At 69.0% G+C, this 15714-nt stretch carries 15 protein-coding genes and 1 tRNA gene; 4 read left to right on the top strand and 12 right to left on the bottom strand.

Translation table 11 applies throughout. The annotated features are described in order from the left end of the window. Positions 1-122 precede the first annotated feature (122 nt). The 12 genes from ACZ7LE_RS04040 to ACZ7LE_RS03985 all read right to left on the bottom strand — a co-directional run bounded on the left by ACZ7LE_RS04040 (position 123) and on the right by ACZ7LE_RS03985 (position 11760). On the bottom strand, positions 123-1364 hold the full coding sequence (locus tag ACZ7LE_RS04040; RefSeq protein WP_470402072.1) for an MFS transporter: 1242 nt from the start codon (positions 1362-1364) through the stop codon (positions 123-125). 39 nt (positions 1365-1403) lie between these two features. Further along, a complete protein-coding gene (locus tag ACZ7LE_RS04035; protein WP_470402071.1) occupies positions 1404-1874 on the bottom strand; it encodes a GNAT family N-acetyltransferase in 471 nt (156 codons plus the stop codon). A 630-nt stretch (positions 1875-2504) separates the two neighbouring features. Next, the gene (locus ACZ7LE_RS04030) at positions 2505-3011 is read right to left on the bottom strand and encodes a GNAT family N-acetyltransferase (protein WP_470402070.1); all 507 of its coding nucleotides are present in this window, start codon (positions 3009-3011) and stop codon (positions 2505-2507) included. 242 nt (positions 3012-3253) lie between these two features. After that, on the bottom strand, positions 3254-5683 hold the full coding sequence (locus tag ACZ7LE_RS04025) for a CHAT domain-containing protein (RefSeq protein WP_470402069.1): 2430 nt from the start codon (positions 5681-5683) through the stop codon (positions 3254-3256). A gap of 145 nt (positions 5684-5828) precedes the next feature. Continuing rightward, complete coding sequence (locus ACZ7LE_RS04020; protein WP_470402068.1) at positions 5829-7301, bottom strand: S8 family peptidase; 1473 nt, start codon at positions 7299-7301, stop codon at positions 5829-5831. A 207-nt stretch (positions 7302-7508) separates the two neighbouring features. Next, the gene (locus ACZ7LE_RS04015) at positions 7509-8069 is read right to left on the bottom strand and encodes a carboxypeptidase-like regulatory domain-containing protein (protein WP_470402067.1); all 561 of its coding nucleotides are present in this window, start codon (positions 8067-8069) and stop codon (positions 7509-7511) included. Beyond that, the gene (locus ACZ7LE_RS04010) at positions 8060-8692 is read right to left on the bottom strand and encodes an RNA polymerase sigma factor (protein WP_036964581.1); all 633 of its coding nucleotides are present in this window, start codon (positions 8690-8692) and stop codon (positions 8060-8062) included. The genes ACZ7LE_RS04015 and ACZ7LE_RS04010 overlap by 10 nt, the downstream gene beginning before the upstream one ends. 275 nt (positions 8693-8967) lie before the next feature. Next, positions 8968-9684: a 50S ribosomal protein L1 gene (gene rplA / locus ACZ7LE_RS04005; RefSeq protein ID WP_470402066.1), complete on the bottom strand. Its 717-nt coding sequence runs from the start codon at positions 9682-9684 to the stop codon at positions 8968-8970. Between the two features lie 80 nt (positions 9685-9764). Further along, complete coding sequence (gene rplK / locus ACZ7LE_RS04000) at positions 9765-10196, bottom strand: 50S ribosomal protein L11 (RefSeq protein ID WP_020016098.1); 432 nt, start codon at positions 10194-10196, stop codon at positions 9765-9767. 74 nt (positions 10197-10270) lie between these two features. Next, positions 10271-11089 carry a transcription termination/antitermination protein NusG gene (nusG, locus tag ACZ7LE_RS03995; RefSeq protein WP_470402065.1) on the bottom strand — a complete coding sequence of 273 codons (819 nt, stop codon included), beginning with the start codon at positions 11087-11089 and terminating at the stop codon, positions 10271-10273. 248 nt (positions 11090-11337) lie between these two features. Then, complete coding sequence (gene secE, locus ACZ7LE_RS03990) at positions 11338-11583, bottom strand: preprotein translocase subunit SecE (protein ID WP_377220036.1); 246 nt, start codon at positions 11581-11583, stop codon at positions 11338-11340. Positions 11584-11684: 101 nt separating this feature from the next. Then, positions 11685-11760: transfer RNA gene (locus ACZ7LE_RS03985), tRNA-Trp, on the bottom strand. 228 nt (positions 11761-11988) lie between these two features. Between ACZ7LE_RS03985 and ACZ7LE_RS03980 the strand changes: the two genes are divergently transcribed. The 4 genes from ACZ7LE_RS03980 to ACZ7LE_RS03965 are packed head-to-tail and all read left to right on the top strand — an operon-like array spanning position 11989 to position 15707. Next, positions 11989-12885 carry an ABC transporter ATP-binding protein gene (locus ACZ7LE_RS03980; RefSeq protein WP_470402064.1) on the top strand — a complete coding sequence of 299 codons (897 nt, stop codon included), beginning with the start codon at positions 11989-11991 and terminating at the stop codon, positions 12883-12885. Then, complete coding sequence (locus ACZ7LE_RS03975) at positions 12885-13754, top strand: ABC transporter permease (RefSeq protein WP_470402063.1); 870 nt, start codon at positions 12885-12887, stop codon at positions 13752-13754. The genes ACZ7LE_RS03980 and ACZ7LE_RS03975 overlap by 1 nt, the downstream gene beginning before the upstream one ends. Next, the gene (locus tag ACZ7LE_RS03970) at positions 13744-15099 is read left to right on the top strand and encodes a sensor histidine kinase (RefSeq protein ID WP_470402062.1); all 1356 of its coding nucleotides are present in this window, start codon (positions 13744-13746) and stop codon (positions 15097-15099) included. Before ACZ7LE_RS03975 ends, ACZ7LE_RS03970 begins: the two co-directional genes overlap by 11 nt. Beyond that, positions 15096-15707, top strand: a complete 612-nt coding sequence (locus ACZ7LE_RS03965) for a response regulator (RefSeq protein WP_470402061.1) — start codon at positions 15096-15098, stop codon at positions 15705-15707. The genes ACZ7LE_RS03970 and ACZ7LE_RS03965 overlap by 4 nt, the downstream gene beginning before the upstream one ends. Positions 15708-15714 lie beyond the last annotated feature (7 nt).

Here is a 15714-nt window from a genome sequence, read left to right as displayed (position 1 = left end):
GGGACACGATAGCGGGGCGAGCGGCCTTATGTCACCGACTCATGCAAAAGCCCAGTTCAAGCCCTCCCGTGCGCTGTGTCCGAAGCCGGCCCGGACTTGTGTGGTCTTCCTCAGACCCGCACTCACGAGGCCGCGATCCGGCGAATACTGGCATTTCGCAACGGCAGAGCCATGGCCACGAACATTGCCAGGCCGAAGACGGCGAGTCCGACCGTTGCCGAAGTCGCGCCAACAAGCACTCCGAATCCAACCGTCCCCAGCGGTATCAGGCACTCATCGCCAACCTGGGTCAGCGCCATCATGCGACCCATGTACTCGCCCTTGAGCTGTGCGATGAACACGGCACCGAGCATCGCAGACGCTGCGCCCGCGCACAGACCCATGATCACTGCACCGGCGTACAGGGTCTCAGCCCCGCCGAGGCCGAGCAGAGCGATCGCCAGGCCCTCGATCGCGAAGAGCGTGTAGGCGAGCCTTGCGGGGTACTGCGACTTGAATCGGATTGAGAGTAGCGCTCCAAGCGTTGCACCGACGCCGACCGCCACCCCGACATAGCCCACGACCTCCGCGCCCAAGCCGAGCTCCTTGGTTCGCAGAGCGATGCCGAGGCCGAGCGGCGGAACGATGAAGACGTTGAGCAACATCTGTGACAGCACTAGTGTCCTGGTCACAGGAGCGCCCCTCAGGTGCTTGAAACCCTCAAGGACGTCTCGAAAGATCGATCCCGGCTCAGTGGACCTCTCGATCGGATACCGGAGCTTCAGGCCGAAGATGACGACCAGCAAGACGCCGGCGAAAGCCACGGCGTTGAGCGTCGCAGTACCTTGGATTGACCAGTACGCGACAACCACTCCGCCGGCTGCCGAGCCGAACAGTTCCCCGAGGCGCCCTACCGTCTGGTACACGCCTACATAGGCGGGCAGATCAGAAGGGTGGATGATCTGACGCGCGATCGTCGATGCGGCGGGTTCGTACATCGCATCGCATGCACCGAGGAATGCCGCGGCAGCGATCAGCAGCGGGTAAGACGGCTCAGTTGCCGTTGCGGCCACCACCACGGCTACCAGCGCAGCCACATGGCCCACGTTCGACCAGATCAGTACCTGGCGTATGTCAAAGCGGTCGGCGAAGGCACCGCCGAACAAGACCAGCAATGCACGTGGCACCGTTCCCGCAGCTACGACGACACCTGCTGCGGCCGGGCTCCCGACCTGAACCGCCGTCCACGCAAGGCCGATGCCCCAGATCGTGTCCGTGAAGCCGGACATCGCCCGGGTCACGATCCACAGGTGAGCGAGTCGGTCACGCTTGAACGGAGGCGAGACTCTTTCCACCTCAACCGGCTCAACAGCTTCAGTCGACACGTGCAGTTCCTTTACTGGGCCAGGGACAGGTGAGCCGGATCAGAGTTCCAGCGTCATGAATTCCGCGTCCGCACCGTCGGACTCGTAGTAGCCCGGCTCAACTCCAGAGGTCCTGAAGCCGAACGACTCGTACAGCTTCCGAGCCTCCGCATTGTCCGGTCGCAGGTTGAGGCTCATCGATGACAGCCGAGAAGCGCGTGCGAGGTCGACCAGTACGGTCATCATCTCCCGACCGATTCCACGCCGCCGAAAGGCCTCACCCACACCGATGGTCGCGACCTCGCCGTTGTTTTCCCTGACATGCAACGCGCAGTATCCTGCAAACCGAGTTTCACCCGCGGCCTCAATCTCAGCCACGAAAAAGGTGACGTTCGGGTCGGCAACGATCTCGTCAAACCAGCCACGCGGCCACGCGTCCTCGCCGAAGACCTGCTCGTCGAACTGGATGACCATCTCCAGGTCGGATGGCACAAATGGCCGAACAATCGTCTTTTCGTCGGTGTCCGTCAAATTCCAGATCCGTTCCGGTGAATACAGAGTTGCCGCCGAGCTGGCCACTGCACATAACAGACGGGCCCTCAAGACATAGCGCCATGTTTCTAGGGCCATGGCCTCCCGCGGCAACGGAGGCACTCGTGTTCCGGCCGGAGCACGATGGTGCTCCGGCCGGTGCTACTCCCCGGCAGACCGCCAGGCGGCAGCAGGGCAGTTCCTGGTAGTCCACACCAACCGACACCGGACTCAGGGAGTCCTGCGGTGAACGTGCGAACTGTTCAGAACTGCATTCAGACTCCGGGCTTGGCTCGACGCTTGCTGTCGCGCATGGTGCTCCTCTCGCAATGAGTCGGCTGAGTCGTACTTGACGCGATCTCCGACACCATCAGACGCCGGGCTTGTTGCGACGCTTGTTGTCACGCATGGCACTCCTCAAAGGCATTGGGTCTCACGTTCACTTACCGGACGAACCCGACGTTACCGACCAAAGCCCACGCGGTCAACGAACAGAACAACCCTGGCAACACCCCGAGCATGTCAGCCGCGCGCCGGTGGCGAAGGTCCCGAAAATATGCCGTCTTGCATCCATGACGGACGCGAATTTCGCACGCTCAAGCGCCAAAGGTGCAGGCTCCTGCGCGCATCTCAGAGGTCGAGGACCATAGTCTCCGCGTCGGATCCATCGGAATCGTAGTAGCCCTTCACGACGCCCACTGTCCTGAAACCGAGAGATTCATACAGCTTCTTGGCACCGTCGTTATCCGTCCGCAGATTGAGGCGCGCTGCCGACACACCAAGAATCCGCGCCTCATCGAGCAGTCGATTCATCATTGCACGGCCAACGCCGATGCGCCGGAACCGTTCCTTCACACCGATCGTAGTCACGTCGATTTCGGCCCCATTCACATACAGCGCGCAGTAGCCAGCAAATCTCGCGTGGCCACTGGCCCCCACTTCAGCGACGAAGAGACGCGTGTCAGGATGATCGATCGTTGCGTTGATCATTTCGAGCGACCACCGGTCCTCGCCGAATACGGCGGTCTCCAGGTCGTCCACTTGCGGGATGTCAAGGTCGACCAGCGGTCGAACGATTACAGTTTCTCTCAGTTCCGACATTTTTGTTGCCCGTTCGAGTTTGCTTTGTTGCAGCACTGCACTAAATCGTCATGATGCAGCGGGCAGACGGGGCATGGCACTCCTCGAGCGCCATGCCCCGTCCGTAGCGTCAGAATCCGCCGTTGTTCCGACGGGTGTAGCCGAGGTTGATTCGACCGAAACCACCCTTGTTCTTGCGCATAATTTCTCCCTTCGCCACGAACCCCTAGATGGGGGTTCAGAACGAGACATACTGGATGTCAGGGACGGTAGCGCAAGCACTAACCGCGGTCAACGATTCACAAGCCCTCGACCGAGCTGAAGCAGACGAGTGGCACCGGCTCGGCGACGTCGCGGAGCGCGGCCGCGAGCGCCGCCTCCGGGTCGTCGGTATCGCGCAGGTGGGCGTGCAGTCGGGGCATGACCCGGGCGGCTAGTTCGTCGGAGAGCTTGGCCACGGATGCGATCACGGCACGGGCGCCCAGGCGCAGGAGCACCGACGTGAGCCCCAGGAGCTCGCCGCCGAGCACCTGGGTCGAACCGCCCACCTCGCACGACGACAGGATGACCACGGAGCCGGGTAGCGGTGTGCCGTCGAGCTCGTGGGCGAACAACGGGCCGTCGGCGAGGTCGATGCTCGCGAAGAGCGGGTTGTCGGCGTCGTGCTGGCCGTGGGTGGCCAGGTGCACGACGTCGTGGGTGGCGAGAGCGGTACGGACCTGCTCGGTGACGGCGTCCTTGCCGGTCAGCACGGTCGCGCCGGGCCAGTGCTCGCCGACGGCGCGGGCCTCGGCCGCGCCGTGCCGGACGCCCGGGCCGGCCGCGGCGAGCAGCTTGCGCTCGCCGGTGGGCCGAGCATGCGTGCGGCCGCGCGCGACGTACGAGTTGACGGAGGTGCGGAGGCCGCCGCGGGACGGGAGGGCGGCCCACGGCACGCTCAGCAGTGGCTCCCGGGCGACCACGTAAAGGTCGCCGTCGGCGTGGAGCGGAGCGAGCAGGACGGTGTCGAGGGCCTTGAGGTTGCGCGCCAGCGAGGCCGTCGCCGCGGCGCGCAGGGGTGCCGGGATCAGGTCGTTGGCGGCCATCGCGAAGTCGGCGGAGAGACGGCGGACCCGCTCGATCACGTCGTCGGCCGGGCCGATGTCGACGGTGGTGACGCCGCCGGCGTCGACGCGGACGCAGCGCAGCACGTCGTCGATGACGAGGAAGCTGGCGACGACGTCGGTCTCCTTGTCCCGGCCGGCCAGGACCCGACGAACCTCACTGACTGTCGCCGGATGCTGGACGGCGCCGGCGTTGCCCGCGTGGCGCCATGAGCGCTCCCGGACTTCCTCCTGGATGCGGCTTGCACGCCGCGTGAGGCGTTCACGCTCCTTGCTCTCGGTCATGGCGAGCTCGCGAGCCTTGGCCAGCAGCCCCCGAGCCTCGGTGAGCAGTGCGGCGATCTCCGGGTCGTCCGACGGGGTGACCCGCCCCGTCCCCGCGAACGTCGAGCGGCCCCGCTCCAGCGCGTCGAAAAGGGCGGAGGGTCGTCCCGTGCGCGCGGCCGCCTCGACGTCGACACGCGTCAGGTCGACACCGTGCGCCGCGGCGGCGGTGACGGACTCGACGGAGCCGAGTCGGCTGCGGTGGTCTGCGAGCAGGCCCAGGCCTGCTCGTACCGCACGCAGGCCCTTGGCACGGTCTCCCGTCGCGAACGCGAGCTCCGCCCGCGCGGTGTAGTGATGGACCCGCATGGTCAGCGGGGAGGTCGTGAAGCCACGAGGCAGTTCCGCGAGCGTCGCACGGGCGCTGTCGGGGTCATCAGCCCGCAGGAACCACTGCGCCGCGACCAGGCGCGCCGCATGGCCTGGGTGCTGGCCCAGGACCGGGCCGGCCAGATCGCCCGCACGGGCAGCATCGAGCGCCTGGGCCGCCCGCCGGCGGGCCGAGGCCTGTGCCCGAGGCCCGGCGTGGCTCCTGCGCGCCGGCTCGAAGGCGGCCTCGAGCTCAAGGACGCGCGCGAGAGCGGCGCGAGCGTCGTGACCGATGTGCTCGAAGTGACGGCGCGCCCTTGCAGCGAGGGTGGCGGCATCACCGAACCGCTCCAGGATCAGGAGACACCGTGCGCGGTAGTACTCGGCCTCGGCAAGCTCCGGCCGAAGCCGCGATGCCTTCAGTTGCGGGATCGCCTCGGTGAGCAGCTCCTCCGCGGCGACCACCAGGCCTCCCTCGAAGAGAGCCTCTGCGCGACCGAGCATGTCGATCGCGGTGCTCTCGTCGGGAAGTACCGCGAGTGCCTTCTCCATCGCCAGCAGGGCGCCTGGAAGGTCGCCCATCAGGTGGCGGACGTACCCGATGTTGTGCAGCGCGAACGACTGGGTACGGGTATTGCCATCCTCCTCGGCATACCGGTGCGCCGACTCGTGGTCCTTCAGCGCCTCAGCGATACGCCCGACCTGCATCAGTGCGAAGCCTCGGTTGAGGTGATCGATCGCACGACTGCGCAGGTCGTCCGGGTCGTGCGCGGCCAGTGAGGCGGAGATCGGGGCGAGGCTCGCGGCGAACTGCCCGCTCCTGAGCAGGATGACGCCCCGCTGACCGGAGACCAGCCCGACGAGCCCGCGCCGGAGCGACTTCGGCGCGACCTCGGCCTCGGCCTCGGCGAGGTCCAGCGCCGTCGTCGTGGCGTCGATGTCCATCGAGAACTCGTACGTCGCCAGCGCGAGGCCCAGGTGTGAACGCACCATGAGCCTCGCGCGTCGCTCGACCTCGTCCTCCGTTCGGGCGTCCGACCTGGCGAGGTCCGCGACCAGAGCTCGAAAGGCGGCTAGTGCGTCGACCGGCTTGTATTGGTCGTTGAGAGTCCGAGCGCCGGTGTACCGCCGCTCGAGCTCATCCCAGTCCATCCTGTTCATATGGCGCCACGCTACTCAGCAAACCGTCAGGTGGCGCAGGAATCGCCCGGTAGAGGTCACCGACTCTCGTCACCGCGTCCCAGGCTGCCGCGACGCGCGAGGTGAAGGCGGTGGGTGTGCCGTCAGCACCCGGAAGCCGACCCGCCAGGATCGCCGCGGCAAGCTCCCCTGCCAGGACGGGTGCGGCGAAGGACGTGCCGCTCCACAGGCCGAAACCGCTGCTGAAGTTGTCGGGATCGACCGTCCGACGCAGCCCGTCACCACTCTGCCAGGGCTGCTCGGCACCGTCGAAGGTGACGGGCATCGAGCTCAGCACGTGCGCTCCAGGCCTTGCCGCGATCACCCACGGACCGTCGTTGCTGAAGTCGGCCAGCGTGCCGTCCGGGTTGTAGCCCGTGACCGGAAGGAGCGGCGTGTAGTCCGACCGCAGGTCCTCCTCCTGCAGCGGGACGGCGCCGTCGGGCGTCCGACGGACCCGAGGGGCCCAGGCAGCGGGAAACATCGGTCGGCCCGAACCGTCGTTGCCGGCGGAGACCACCACGAGCACACCCTCCCGACGCAGATCGCGCAGCCTGGCGCGGAGCACACCGTCGTAGTCCTCGTCGTCCTCGGGCCGTTCCGCGTAGAACCCGCCACTGATCACCACGACGTCGACCGGCCAGAAGCCGTCGGTCCCCGCCGCCCCCCGCAGGTGGAATTCCAGGAGCTTCTCCAGGGTCCGTGCCAGATCCCACTCCCGCACCCGACCGTCGCCGCTGAAGATCCGTACGGGCATGATCGTGGCGTCGGGGCACACCTGGTGCACCACTCCCGCGATGAACGTCCCGTGGCCGGCGTAGGAGTCGAGGTAGGCGGTGTCGTCGCGACGCCGGCCACGGACCTCGGCGTCGTACAGCGGCTCGTCCTCCGCACCCGTTCCGATCGGTTCCCCGTCGAGCTGGGCTCCGCGCAGCACGACCGAACCGGAGTCGTCGAACCAGGGGTGCTCGCCGATCCCCGAGTCGAGCACGGCAACCACCGGACGGACCGTGCCGTCCGAGGCCGTCACCGGTGAGTCGCCGACGGCGAGCGCGCGTCGTGGCGCGGGGCCCAGGAAGACCGCGGGCTCACGGTCGATGGGCCGTCCGTGTCCCTGCCACTTCCCATGACCCGTCAGGATGTGGTCCAGCGACACCCGGTGCCGGTCGTCGTCGCCTACCGCGTCCGCCACCTCGTCCAGCAGGTCCCACACGTCGCGCTCGGCCGCGCCCTCCTCCCCCGTCGAGACGCGGAACGCCAGACCTGGCGAGGTTGACGCGCTGGCCCGCGATGCCGCCTCCTCGAAGAGCGTCTCTTCGAGCGACAGCCCTCGCGCCGCGGCTCGTTCGCGAACCATCCCCACCACGGCATCGCTCTCGACATCGTCCACCGCCCGGACGATCAGCCGGTCCGAGACGTAGCGTGTCGGCATCAGCCGGCCTTGCCGTCGGGACGACACCCGTGCGGGATCGAGATCCCGCACTCGACACCATGTTCCGGCGTGATCACGGACGCGCAGCTCGGGCTCGGGAATGGGCTCGCTCACAGCAATACCTCTCCATTGACAACGATTGCTCGACAGACCCCGCCGCGCCCCTCGGCCGGATCACACACGGTGGTAGTTCGGTGGTTCAGCAGTTCACAGCTCGATGATCGGCGTGCTCACGGCACCGCCGCCGCCGTCGGCGCGGCGAACGACCAGGCTCGCGCGGCCGCGTTCCACCGAGTCGAAAGAGAACCGGCCGTCCTCGTCGGACGCCGTGGAGACCACGTCGACGCCCGGCCGGTGCAGCTCCACGTTCAGCCCGGCCGCGGGTGCGGCCCAGCCGTCGATCCGGACCCTGCCGCCCGCGGACGGCGACAGCGTGATCATCACCGTCAGCGAATCGTGCGTGAAGGTGATGGTCTTCGCCTCGGCGGGCGCGGCGTCGTCGGCCCGGGCGGCCGGAGCGGCCCCGCGGACGCCGGCGAGCGGTGCGTCGAGGTAGACGGCCTCCATGAGCTCGGCCTCGAGGCCGGCCAGCGTGATCGCGAACAACGAGCGCTCGACGAGGCCATCAGGCACCGGGTCCACCGCGCCGACCGCGCGGGCGAGGCGGGTCAGCACGGCCCCGTCCTCGGCGTCCAGCGCGCCCTTCGGGTCGAACGAGAGGCGCCCCACGGCCTCGTCGTCCATGTTGGGTTCCGGCGTCAGGTCCACGAGAAGTCCCCTTGCTCATCGAGGATGGTCCGCAGCTTCGCCAAGCAGCGGCCACGAGTCGAACCGATGGAACCCATCGGCATTCCGATCGCCGCCGAGATGTACCGGTAGTCCGGCCGGTCGGCGAGCGAGACCAGACGCAGCAGCTCCTGGCAGCGTCCGGGCAGTTTCTGCAGCGACGTCCAGAGGATGCGGTCGCGCTCGTCGCGCAGCACCTCGGCGTCGGGTGGTGGATCGTTGGCGGGGAGAGCCATCGGATGCTCGGGGCTGTCGTCCGGCAGCTCGGTACGGCGCTTCTCGTCGTCACGGTGCTTGCGCACCGCCTCCCAGGCAGCCCGCTTCGCGGTCACCAGGAGCCACTTCAGCACGGCCTTCGGCTCGGCGATGGTCTCGGCGTGCCGCACGAGCGCCACCCACGTGCTCTGCACGACGTCGTCCGCGGCGTCGCGGTCGACCCCCTGCGCGCGGACGGTGTGCCAGAGCAGCGGCGTCGCCTCGCGCACCAGGTCGCCGAGCGCCTGGTGGTTGCCGGCGCGGTACTCGGTCAGCGCGATCGCTGCGCGATCGCCGAGTGTGAGACCGGACCCGTCGACGTCGGGCAGGGCCTCCCTTGATCCTGTCATTGCACCACGGGGTTCTCTGCTGGCGGATGTTTCCACGTCACCTACTGGACGTGGAGCACTTGGACCAACCGAGTCTACGGCGGGGCTCGCGGATCCGGGGAGGTGGAAAATGGTGCCCACCAGGCACTCCCCTCTCCTCAGCTCACGTCGGCTTCCTGCCGCCCATCAGACAAGAGGTGCGAGGACCGGGTTCGATACATGGGTTCTGATGAAAATTCAAAAAGGCCCGCACCCCTTGCGGGATGCGGGCCTTCTTGCGCTCAGGAGAGCTCGGCTCAGGCCGAGAGCTCCTCCAGGAGCTTGGTGGTCTTGCTCTGGTCCAGCGGGATGCCGGGGCCCATCGTCGTGGTCATGGTCGCCTTGCTGATGTAGCGACCCTTCGACGACGACGGCTTGAGGCGCAGGACCTCGTCGAGCGCGGCGACGTAGTTCTCCAGCAGCTGAGCCTCCGAGAAGGAGGACTTGCCGATGATGAAGTGCAGGTTCGCGTGCTTGTCGACACGGAACTCGATCTTGCCGCCCTTGATGTCGGACACGGCCTTGGTGACGTCCATGGTCACGGTGCCGGTCTTCGGGTTCGGCATGAGGCCACGGGGACCGAGCACCTTACCGAGGCGACCGACCTTGCCCATCAGGTCCGGCGTGGCAACGGCCGCGTCGAAGTCGGTGTAGCCGGCGGCCACCTTCTCGATCAGGTCGTCGCCACCGACCTCGTCGGCACCGGCCGCGCGGGCCTCCTCCGCCTTGGCTGCGTTGGCGAACACGATGACCTTGGCGGTCTTACCCGTGCCGTTCGGCAGGTTGACCGTGCCGCGGACCATCTGGTCCGCCTTGCGCGGGTCCACGCTCAGCCGGAACGCGACCTCGACGGTGGCGTCGTACTTGACCGTGGCGGTCTCCTTGGCCAGGCGGATGGCCTCGAGCGGCGAGTACAGGTTCTCGCTGTCGATCTTCTCCGCGGCGGCGAGGTACGCCTTGCTGCGCTTTGCCATGTTTCTCTCCTTGTGGTCGTAGCGGACCGTGCGGCCCTGCCACTGGTGGTGGTTCGTCCGGGGCGGAAGCCCCGGGGGGATCACTCGGAAACGGTGATGCCCATGGAGCGGGCGGTGCCCGCGATGATCAGCGACGCGGCGTCGAGGTCGTTCGCGTTCAGGTCGGGCAGCTTGGTCGTGGCGATCTCGCGGACCTGGTCCTTGGTGATCGACGCGACCTTGACCGTGTGCGGCGTCGCGGAGCCCTTGGCCACACCGGCGGCCTTCTTGATGAGCTCGGCGGCCGGCGGGGTCTTGGTGATGAAGGTGAACGAGCGGTCCTCGTACACGGTGATCTCGACCGGGATGACGTTGCCACGCTGCGACTCGGTCGCCGCGTTGTACGCCTTGCAGAACTCCATGATGTTCACGCCGTGCTGACCCAGCGCGGGGCCGATCGGCGGAGCCGGCGTCGCGGCGCCGGCCTGGATCTGCAGCTTGATGAGGCCGGAGACCTTCTTCTTCGGGGGCATGCGTTCACTACCTTCTGTTGGCTGGGCCTACGCCGTGGGCGATGACCCGGTTGCAATGCTGGGGTACGGACGAATCAGATCTTGGCGACCTGGTTGAACCCCAGCTCGACCGGGGTCTCCCGGCCGAAGATGGAGACGAGGACCTTGAGCTTCTGGGCCTCGACGTTGATCTCGGAGATCGAGGCGGGCAGCGTGTCGAACGGACCGTCGGTCACGGTCACCGACTCGCCGACCTCGAAGTCCACGTGGACCGGCGCCTTGCCGCTGCTGGTCACCGTGCCACCACCGGCGGCCTGCTGGCCGACCTGGGCGGGCTGCGGCAGCATCGACGGCGCGAGCATCGAGTAGATCTCGTCGAAGCTCAGCGGCACCGGCTGGTGCGTGTGCCCGACGAAGCCCGTGACACCCGGCGTGTGCCGCACGGCGCCCCACGACTCGTCGGTCAGGTCCATGCGCACGAGGACGTAGCCCGGGATGCGGACCCGGCTCACGATCTTCTTCTGCGCGTTCTTGATCTCGGCGACCTCTTCCATCGGAACCTCGACCTGGAAGATGTAGTCCTCCATGTTCAGGCTCTGGATGCGGTTCTCGAGGTTGGTCTTCACGCGCTTCTCGTACCCGGCGTACGAGTGGATGACGTACCAGTCACCCAGCTGGCTGCGGAGAGTTCGCTTGAACTCCTCGACCTCGTCCACGATGACGTCGCCGTCGGCGTCAGCGGGGCGCTCGTCGTCGGCGTCGCCCTCGTCCGCGGGCTCGACGTCGGTCTCGGCCGGGGTCTCGGCGTCCGCAGGCACGTCAGCGTTCTCGGCGTCCAGGGGCGCGTCGACGGCCGTCTCGTCGCCGTCGGCCGGCGAGACGTTCTCCGTCTGGTCCAGAGAGTCCTGGGACACGAACGAACCTGCTTTCTCTTCGTGCGCCGGGGCTGCGCCCGGCACGGATGTGCGTACTTCTACGAGCTGTGTCCGGCCATTGTCGCGCGAAAGTACCGCGAAGGGACAATCAGCGACGGGCGAGAACCATCACAGCGAAGTACTGCGCAGCGTGCCCCATGAGCTCGTCCGGCGCACCCGGACCGACACGGACCCGCTTCCGGGACCGGGCGACGGCGGCGTCAGCCGCCGGATCCGCGAGGGAGGGATCAGCCGAAGACCCAGCCCGCGAGCATGCCGAAGGCGTAGTCCAGGGCCACCACGAAGATCATGACGACGACCAGGAAGACGAGCACGACGGTCGTGTAGGTGAAGAGCTCGGAGCGCGTCGGCGAGACGACCTTCTTGAGCTCGGCCACCACCTGGCGCACGAAGAGCGCGATTCGGGCGAAGATGTTGCCGCCGCCCTTGCTCGGACGCTCCGCGGCGCTCTGGATCACCTCGGTGTCGCTCACTGCTACCCCACTCCTGTGGCCCGGCGCGCCGGGCGGCGCGGACTGCCGTTCCAGGTCCACTCACGTGGGCCCGCTGCGCGCGGCCCCGCTGGGGTTCACGCTGGCAGGGTAGACAGGACTCGAACCTGCAACCTGCGGTTTTGGAGACCGCTGCGCTACCAATTGCGCCACTACCCTTTGTGTTCGATGCCTGATCTTGCCATACCACGAGCCCTGGAGAGGCGCACGGCATTGGGTGAGCATCGATCACCGAGGCACAACTGTACGGTACCCGGGGCCGTAGGTCGAACTCGTTCGGACGGACCCTTGCAGGTCGCGGAAGGTCCCTTGTCCACCGGACGACGGACACGAGGTGCAGCCGAACGGGCGTCCCACCACGAGGCTCCCGCGGAGCATGCTCGAACCATGCAGACATCCGGATCCCCGGCCGTGCGGGTGCGCGGTCTACGCAAGCGGTACGGCAACGCCCGTACCGGGTTCAAGGACGCCGTCGCCGGCCTGGATCTCGACGTCGCCCACGGCGAGATCGTGGCGGTGCTCGGCCCCAACGGCGCGGGCAAGACCACCACCGTCGAGATCCTCGAGGGCTTCCGCGACCGGGACGACGGCGATGTCGCCGTGCTCGGCGAGGACCCCAAGGAGGCCGGGCGCGCGTGGCGCGCACGGATCGGCGTGGTCATGCAGGACTCCCGGGACCTGAGCGAGCTCACGGTCCTGGAGAAGGTCCGCTCCACGGCGGCCGCGTACCCGGACTCGCGCGACCCGGCGGAGGTGATCGCCGCGGTCGGGCTCGCGGAGAAGGCGAGAGCTCGGACCAGGGGGCTCTCCGGCGGGCAACGGCGACGGCTCGACGTGGCCCTCGGGATCGTGGGCCGGCCCGAGCTGCTCTTCCTGGACGAGCCCACCACCGGGTTCGACCCCGAGGCGCGCCGCTCCTTCTGGGACCTGGTGACCGGACTGCGCGACGACGGCACCACGATCCTCCTGACCACCCACTACCTGGACGAGGCCGCGCAGCTCGCCGACCGCGTCGTCGTCGTGCGCGACGGCGTGGTGGTGGCCGAGGGCACGCCCGACTCCCTGGGCGGGCCCGGGGCCCGCACGCCGGTCGTCGCGTGGGACGACGGCGGGGTGCGCCGCACCGAGCGCACGGACCGGCCCAGCGCCGCCGTCGCCCGGCTGATCGCGGCGGCCGGACCCGACGGCGAGGTACCGGGACTGTCCGTGACCCGCCCGACGCTCGAGGACGTCTACCTGTCCCTGATCGGCGAGAACCCGACCGACACCGAGGAGGCGGCGTGATGAGCACGACTGCTGCGACGAGCACGACGAGCCGCACCGCGTCGAGCGCGGTGCGGAGGCTGCCCGGCACGCTCCGGCTCGGCCTGGTGCGCGGCGGTGTGGAGCTGCTGCAGTTCGTCCGTGAGCGCGACTCGATGGTCTTCGGCTTCGCCTACCCGATCATCATGCTGGCGATCTTCTCCGCGGTCTTCGGCGACGACGACCCGGTGGTCTCGGACGGCGTCAGCGTCAGCTTCGCGCAGTACTTCCTGCCCGGGATGATCGCGACCGGCGTCATGCTCTCGACGTATCAGACGCTCGCCATGTCGATCGCCGTCGAGCGCGACGACGGCACACTGAAGCGGCTGCGCGCCACGCCCCTGCCCGCGACGTCGTACTTCCTGGGCAAGGTGTTCCTGTCGCTCGTCACCGTGCTGGCGCAGACCGCGCTGCTGCTCGCGGTCGCGGCACTCGCCTTCGACGTGCCCCTGCCCGACGACGTGGAGCACTGGGTCACGTTCGCGTGGGTGTTCGTGCTCGGGACGGCGGCGGGAGCGGTGTGCGGCGTCGCGTACTCGTCGGTGCCCCGGTCCGGCCGGTCCGCGAGCGCCGTGGTGGTCACGCCGCTGCTGGTGCTGCAGTTCACCTCCGGGGTGTTCTTCCCGGTGACCCAGCTCCCGGGGTGGATGCTCGACCTGTCCTCGATCTTCCCGCTGAAGTGGATCGCACAGGGCATGCGGTCGGTGTTCCTGCCGGAGGCGTTCGCGGCGGCGGAGCCGGCCGGCTCCTGGCAGCACGGCGCGACGGCTGCTGTACTGGCGGCATGGCTGGTGGTAGCGCTCGTGGTCGGCACCCGGACGTTCCGGTGGCGACGGCACGATGACGGCTGACGGCACCACGGCCGACGAGGCCGCGGCGGACGGGCCCTCCGTGAACCTGCTCTACGCCGGGTGGGAGCAGCAGGTGCGGTGGTGGGACGCGGCGTTCGGCGTGATCGTCACGCTGACGGCCGCCGCCCTGGTGCTGGAGGGCACGCGCGGCGTGTCGCTCGTGGTCGCGCTCGCCGCGCTGGCCGCGATCGTGGTCGCGTACCTGCTGTGGGGTGCGCGGGCGGCGCGGACCCGGCAGCGGGGCCCGGCCCTCGCCTACCTGGTGGTGCTGGTCCTGGGCACCGGGGTGGCGGTGTCGCAGGCGGGTATCGCGACGTTCCTGATGTTCATCGCGTTCGCGCAGGTCTGGATGCTGCTCGAGACGATCCGGCAGGGCGTGATCGGCTGCGCTCTGCTCGCTGTCTCGGTCACGCTCGGCATCGTCGCCGCGTACGGCTTCGACACCACCGTGGTGCTCAGCGTGGTGCCGCAGATGTTCGTGACGCTCCTGTTCGCGGTCGCCCTGGGGCTCTGGTTCCACCTCGCGATGCGGCGCGCCGAGGAGCACGCCCGCCTGCTCGACGAGCTGCGCGCGGCACAGGCGGAGCTCGCGCGCACCAACCACGAGGCGGGCGTCGTGGCCGAGCGCGAGCGGCTCGCCCGGGAGATCCACGACACGCTCGCGCAGGGCTTCACGAGCGTGGTGATGCAGGCGCAGGCCGCGACGGCCGCCCTGGACGTCGGGGACGACGCCGCCGTGCGCGAGCGGCTGCACCTCGTCGAGGACACGGCCCGCGACAACCTGGCCGAGGCGCGGGCCCTGGTGGCCGCCTTCGCGCCCGTGGCGCTGCAGGACGCCTCGCTCCCGCAGGCGCTGCGGAGGCTCACGGAGCGGTACGCGCTGGAGACGGAACAGGTGGTGAGCTTCGAGGCCGACGGCGTCGGGCCGCTGCCGCCGGCCACCGAGGTGGTGCTGTTGCGGGCTGCCCAGGAGGCTCTGTCGAACGTGCGGCGGCACGCGCGGGCGATGACCGTCGGCGTGCGCCTGGCGAGGGCCGAGGGGGCAGTGACGCTCACCGTGGCCGACGACGGGCGGGGCTTCGGTCCGGACGTCTCCGACGGGTTCGGGCTGGCCGGGATGCGCAGCCGGGTGCAGTCGGCGGGCGGGACGCTGTCGGTGAGGTCCCAGACCGGCGCCGGCGCGACGCTGCGGGTCCGGGTGCCGGTCGGGGACGCGGTCGACGCCGTCCCGGGCGGCGGGGAAGGATCGGCAAGCCGGGAAGGACCGGGCAGCGAGACGGGATCGCGCGGCGAGCCCAGGGCCGTGGGACCGACACGCGACGGGACGCAGGGGGTAGCGGGATGATCCGGGTGCTGGTGGTGGACGACCATCCGGTGGTGCGGTCGGGCCTGGCGGGCATGCTGACGGTCGAGGACGACCTCGAGGTCGTGGGTGAGGCCGCCGACGGACAGGAGGCGGTGGCTCTGGCTGCCGAGCTCCGGCCCGACGTGGTGCTCATGGACCTGCGGATGCCCGTGCTGGACGGCGTCGCGGCGACCGCAGGGATCGTCGGCACGGGGCCGCGTGTGGTGGTGCTGACGACGTACGACACCGACGCCGACATCCTGCGGGCCGTCGAGGCCGGAGCGACCGGCTACCTGCTCAAGGACACGCCCCGCGCGGTGCTGGTCGCAGGTGTGCGCGCCGCGGCCCGCGGCGAGACGGTGCTGGCGCCGAGCGTGGCGACGCGCCTGGTCAGCTCGGTCCGCACGGCCGCCGAGCGGCCCTCCGCGCGGGAGGCCGAGGTGCTGGGGCTGGTGGCCCGCGGCCGGTCGAACTCGGAGGTGGGGCGCGAGCTGTCGATCACCGAGGCCACGGTCAAGACGCACCTGCTCCGCGCGTTCGCCAAGCTGGGCGTCGCGGACCGGACGGCGGCCGTGACGGTGGCCCGGGAGCGCGGCTGGATCACCTGATCCCCCG

This window comes from Promicromonospora sp. NPDC110617, from assembly GCF_055598465.1.
Note: the sequence above shows the minus strand (reverse complement) of the source record. Positions and strands in the feature narration are given on the sequence as shown.

What these genes read in the sequence shown, in the direction of transcription:
- ACZ7LE_RS03975 (WP_470402063.1), top strand. Translation starts at nt 12,885, where the DNA reads ATGAGCACGACTGCTGCGACGAGCACGACGAGCCGCACCGCGTCGAGC.
- rplK (WP_020016098.1), bottom strand. Translation starts at nt 10,196, where the DNA reads ATGCCCCCGAAGAAGAAGGTCTCCGGCCTCATCAAGCTGCAGATCCAG.
- ACZ7LE_RS04025 (WP_470402069.1), bottom strand. Translation starts at nt 5,683, where the DNA reads ATGGTGCGTTCACACCTGGGCCTCGCGCTGGCGACGTACGAGTTCTCG.
- ACZ7LE_RS03965 (WP_470402061.1), top strand. Translation starts at nt 15,096, where the DNA reads ATGATCCGGGTGCTGGTGGTGGACGACCATCCGGTGGTGCGGTCGGGC.
- ACZ7LE_RS04020 (WP_470402068.1), bottom strand. Translation starts at nt 7,301, where the DNA reads ATGCCGACACGCTACGTCTCGGACCGGCTGATCGTCCGGGCGGTGGAC.
- ACZ7LE_RS03970 (WP_470402062.1), top strand. Translation starts at nt 13,744, where the DNA reads ATGACGGCTGACGGCACCACGGCCGACGAGGCCGCGGCGGACGGGCCC.
- ACZ7LE_RS04010 (WP_036964581.1), bottom strand. Translation starts at nt 8,692, where the DNA reads ATGACAGGATCAAGGGAGGCCCTGCCCGACGTCGACGGGTCCGGTCTC.
- rplA (WP_470402066.1), bottom strand. Translation starts at nt 9,684, where the DNA reads ATGGCAAAGCGCAGCAAGGCGTACCTCGCCGCCGCGGAGAAGATCGAC.
- ACZ7LE_RS03980 (WP_470402064.1), top strand. Translation starts at nt 11,989, where the DNA reads ATGCAGACATCCGGATCCCCGGCCGTGCGGGTGCGCGGTCTACGCAAG.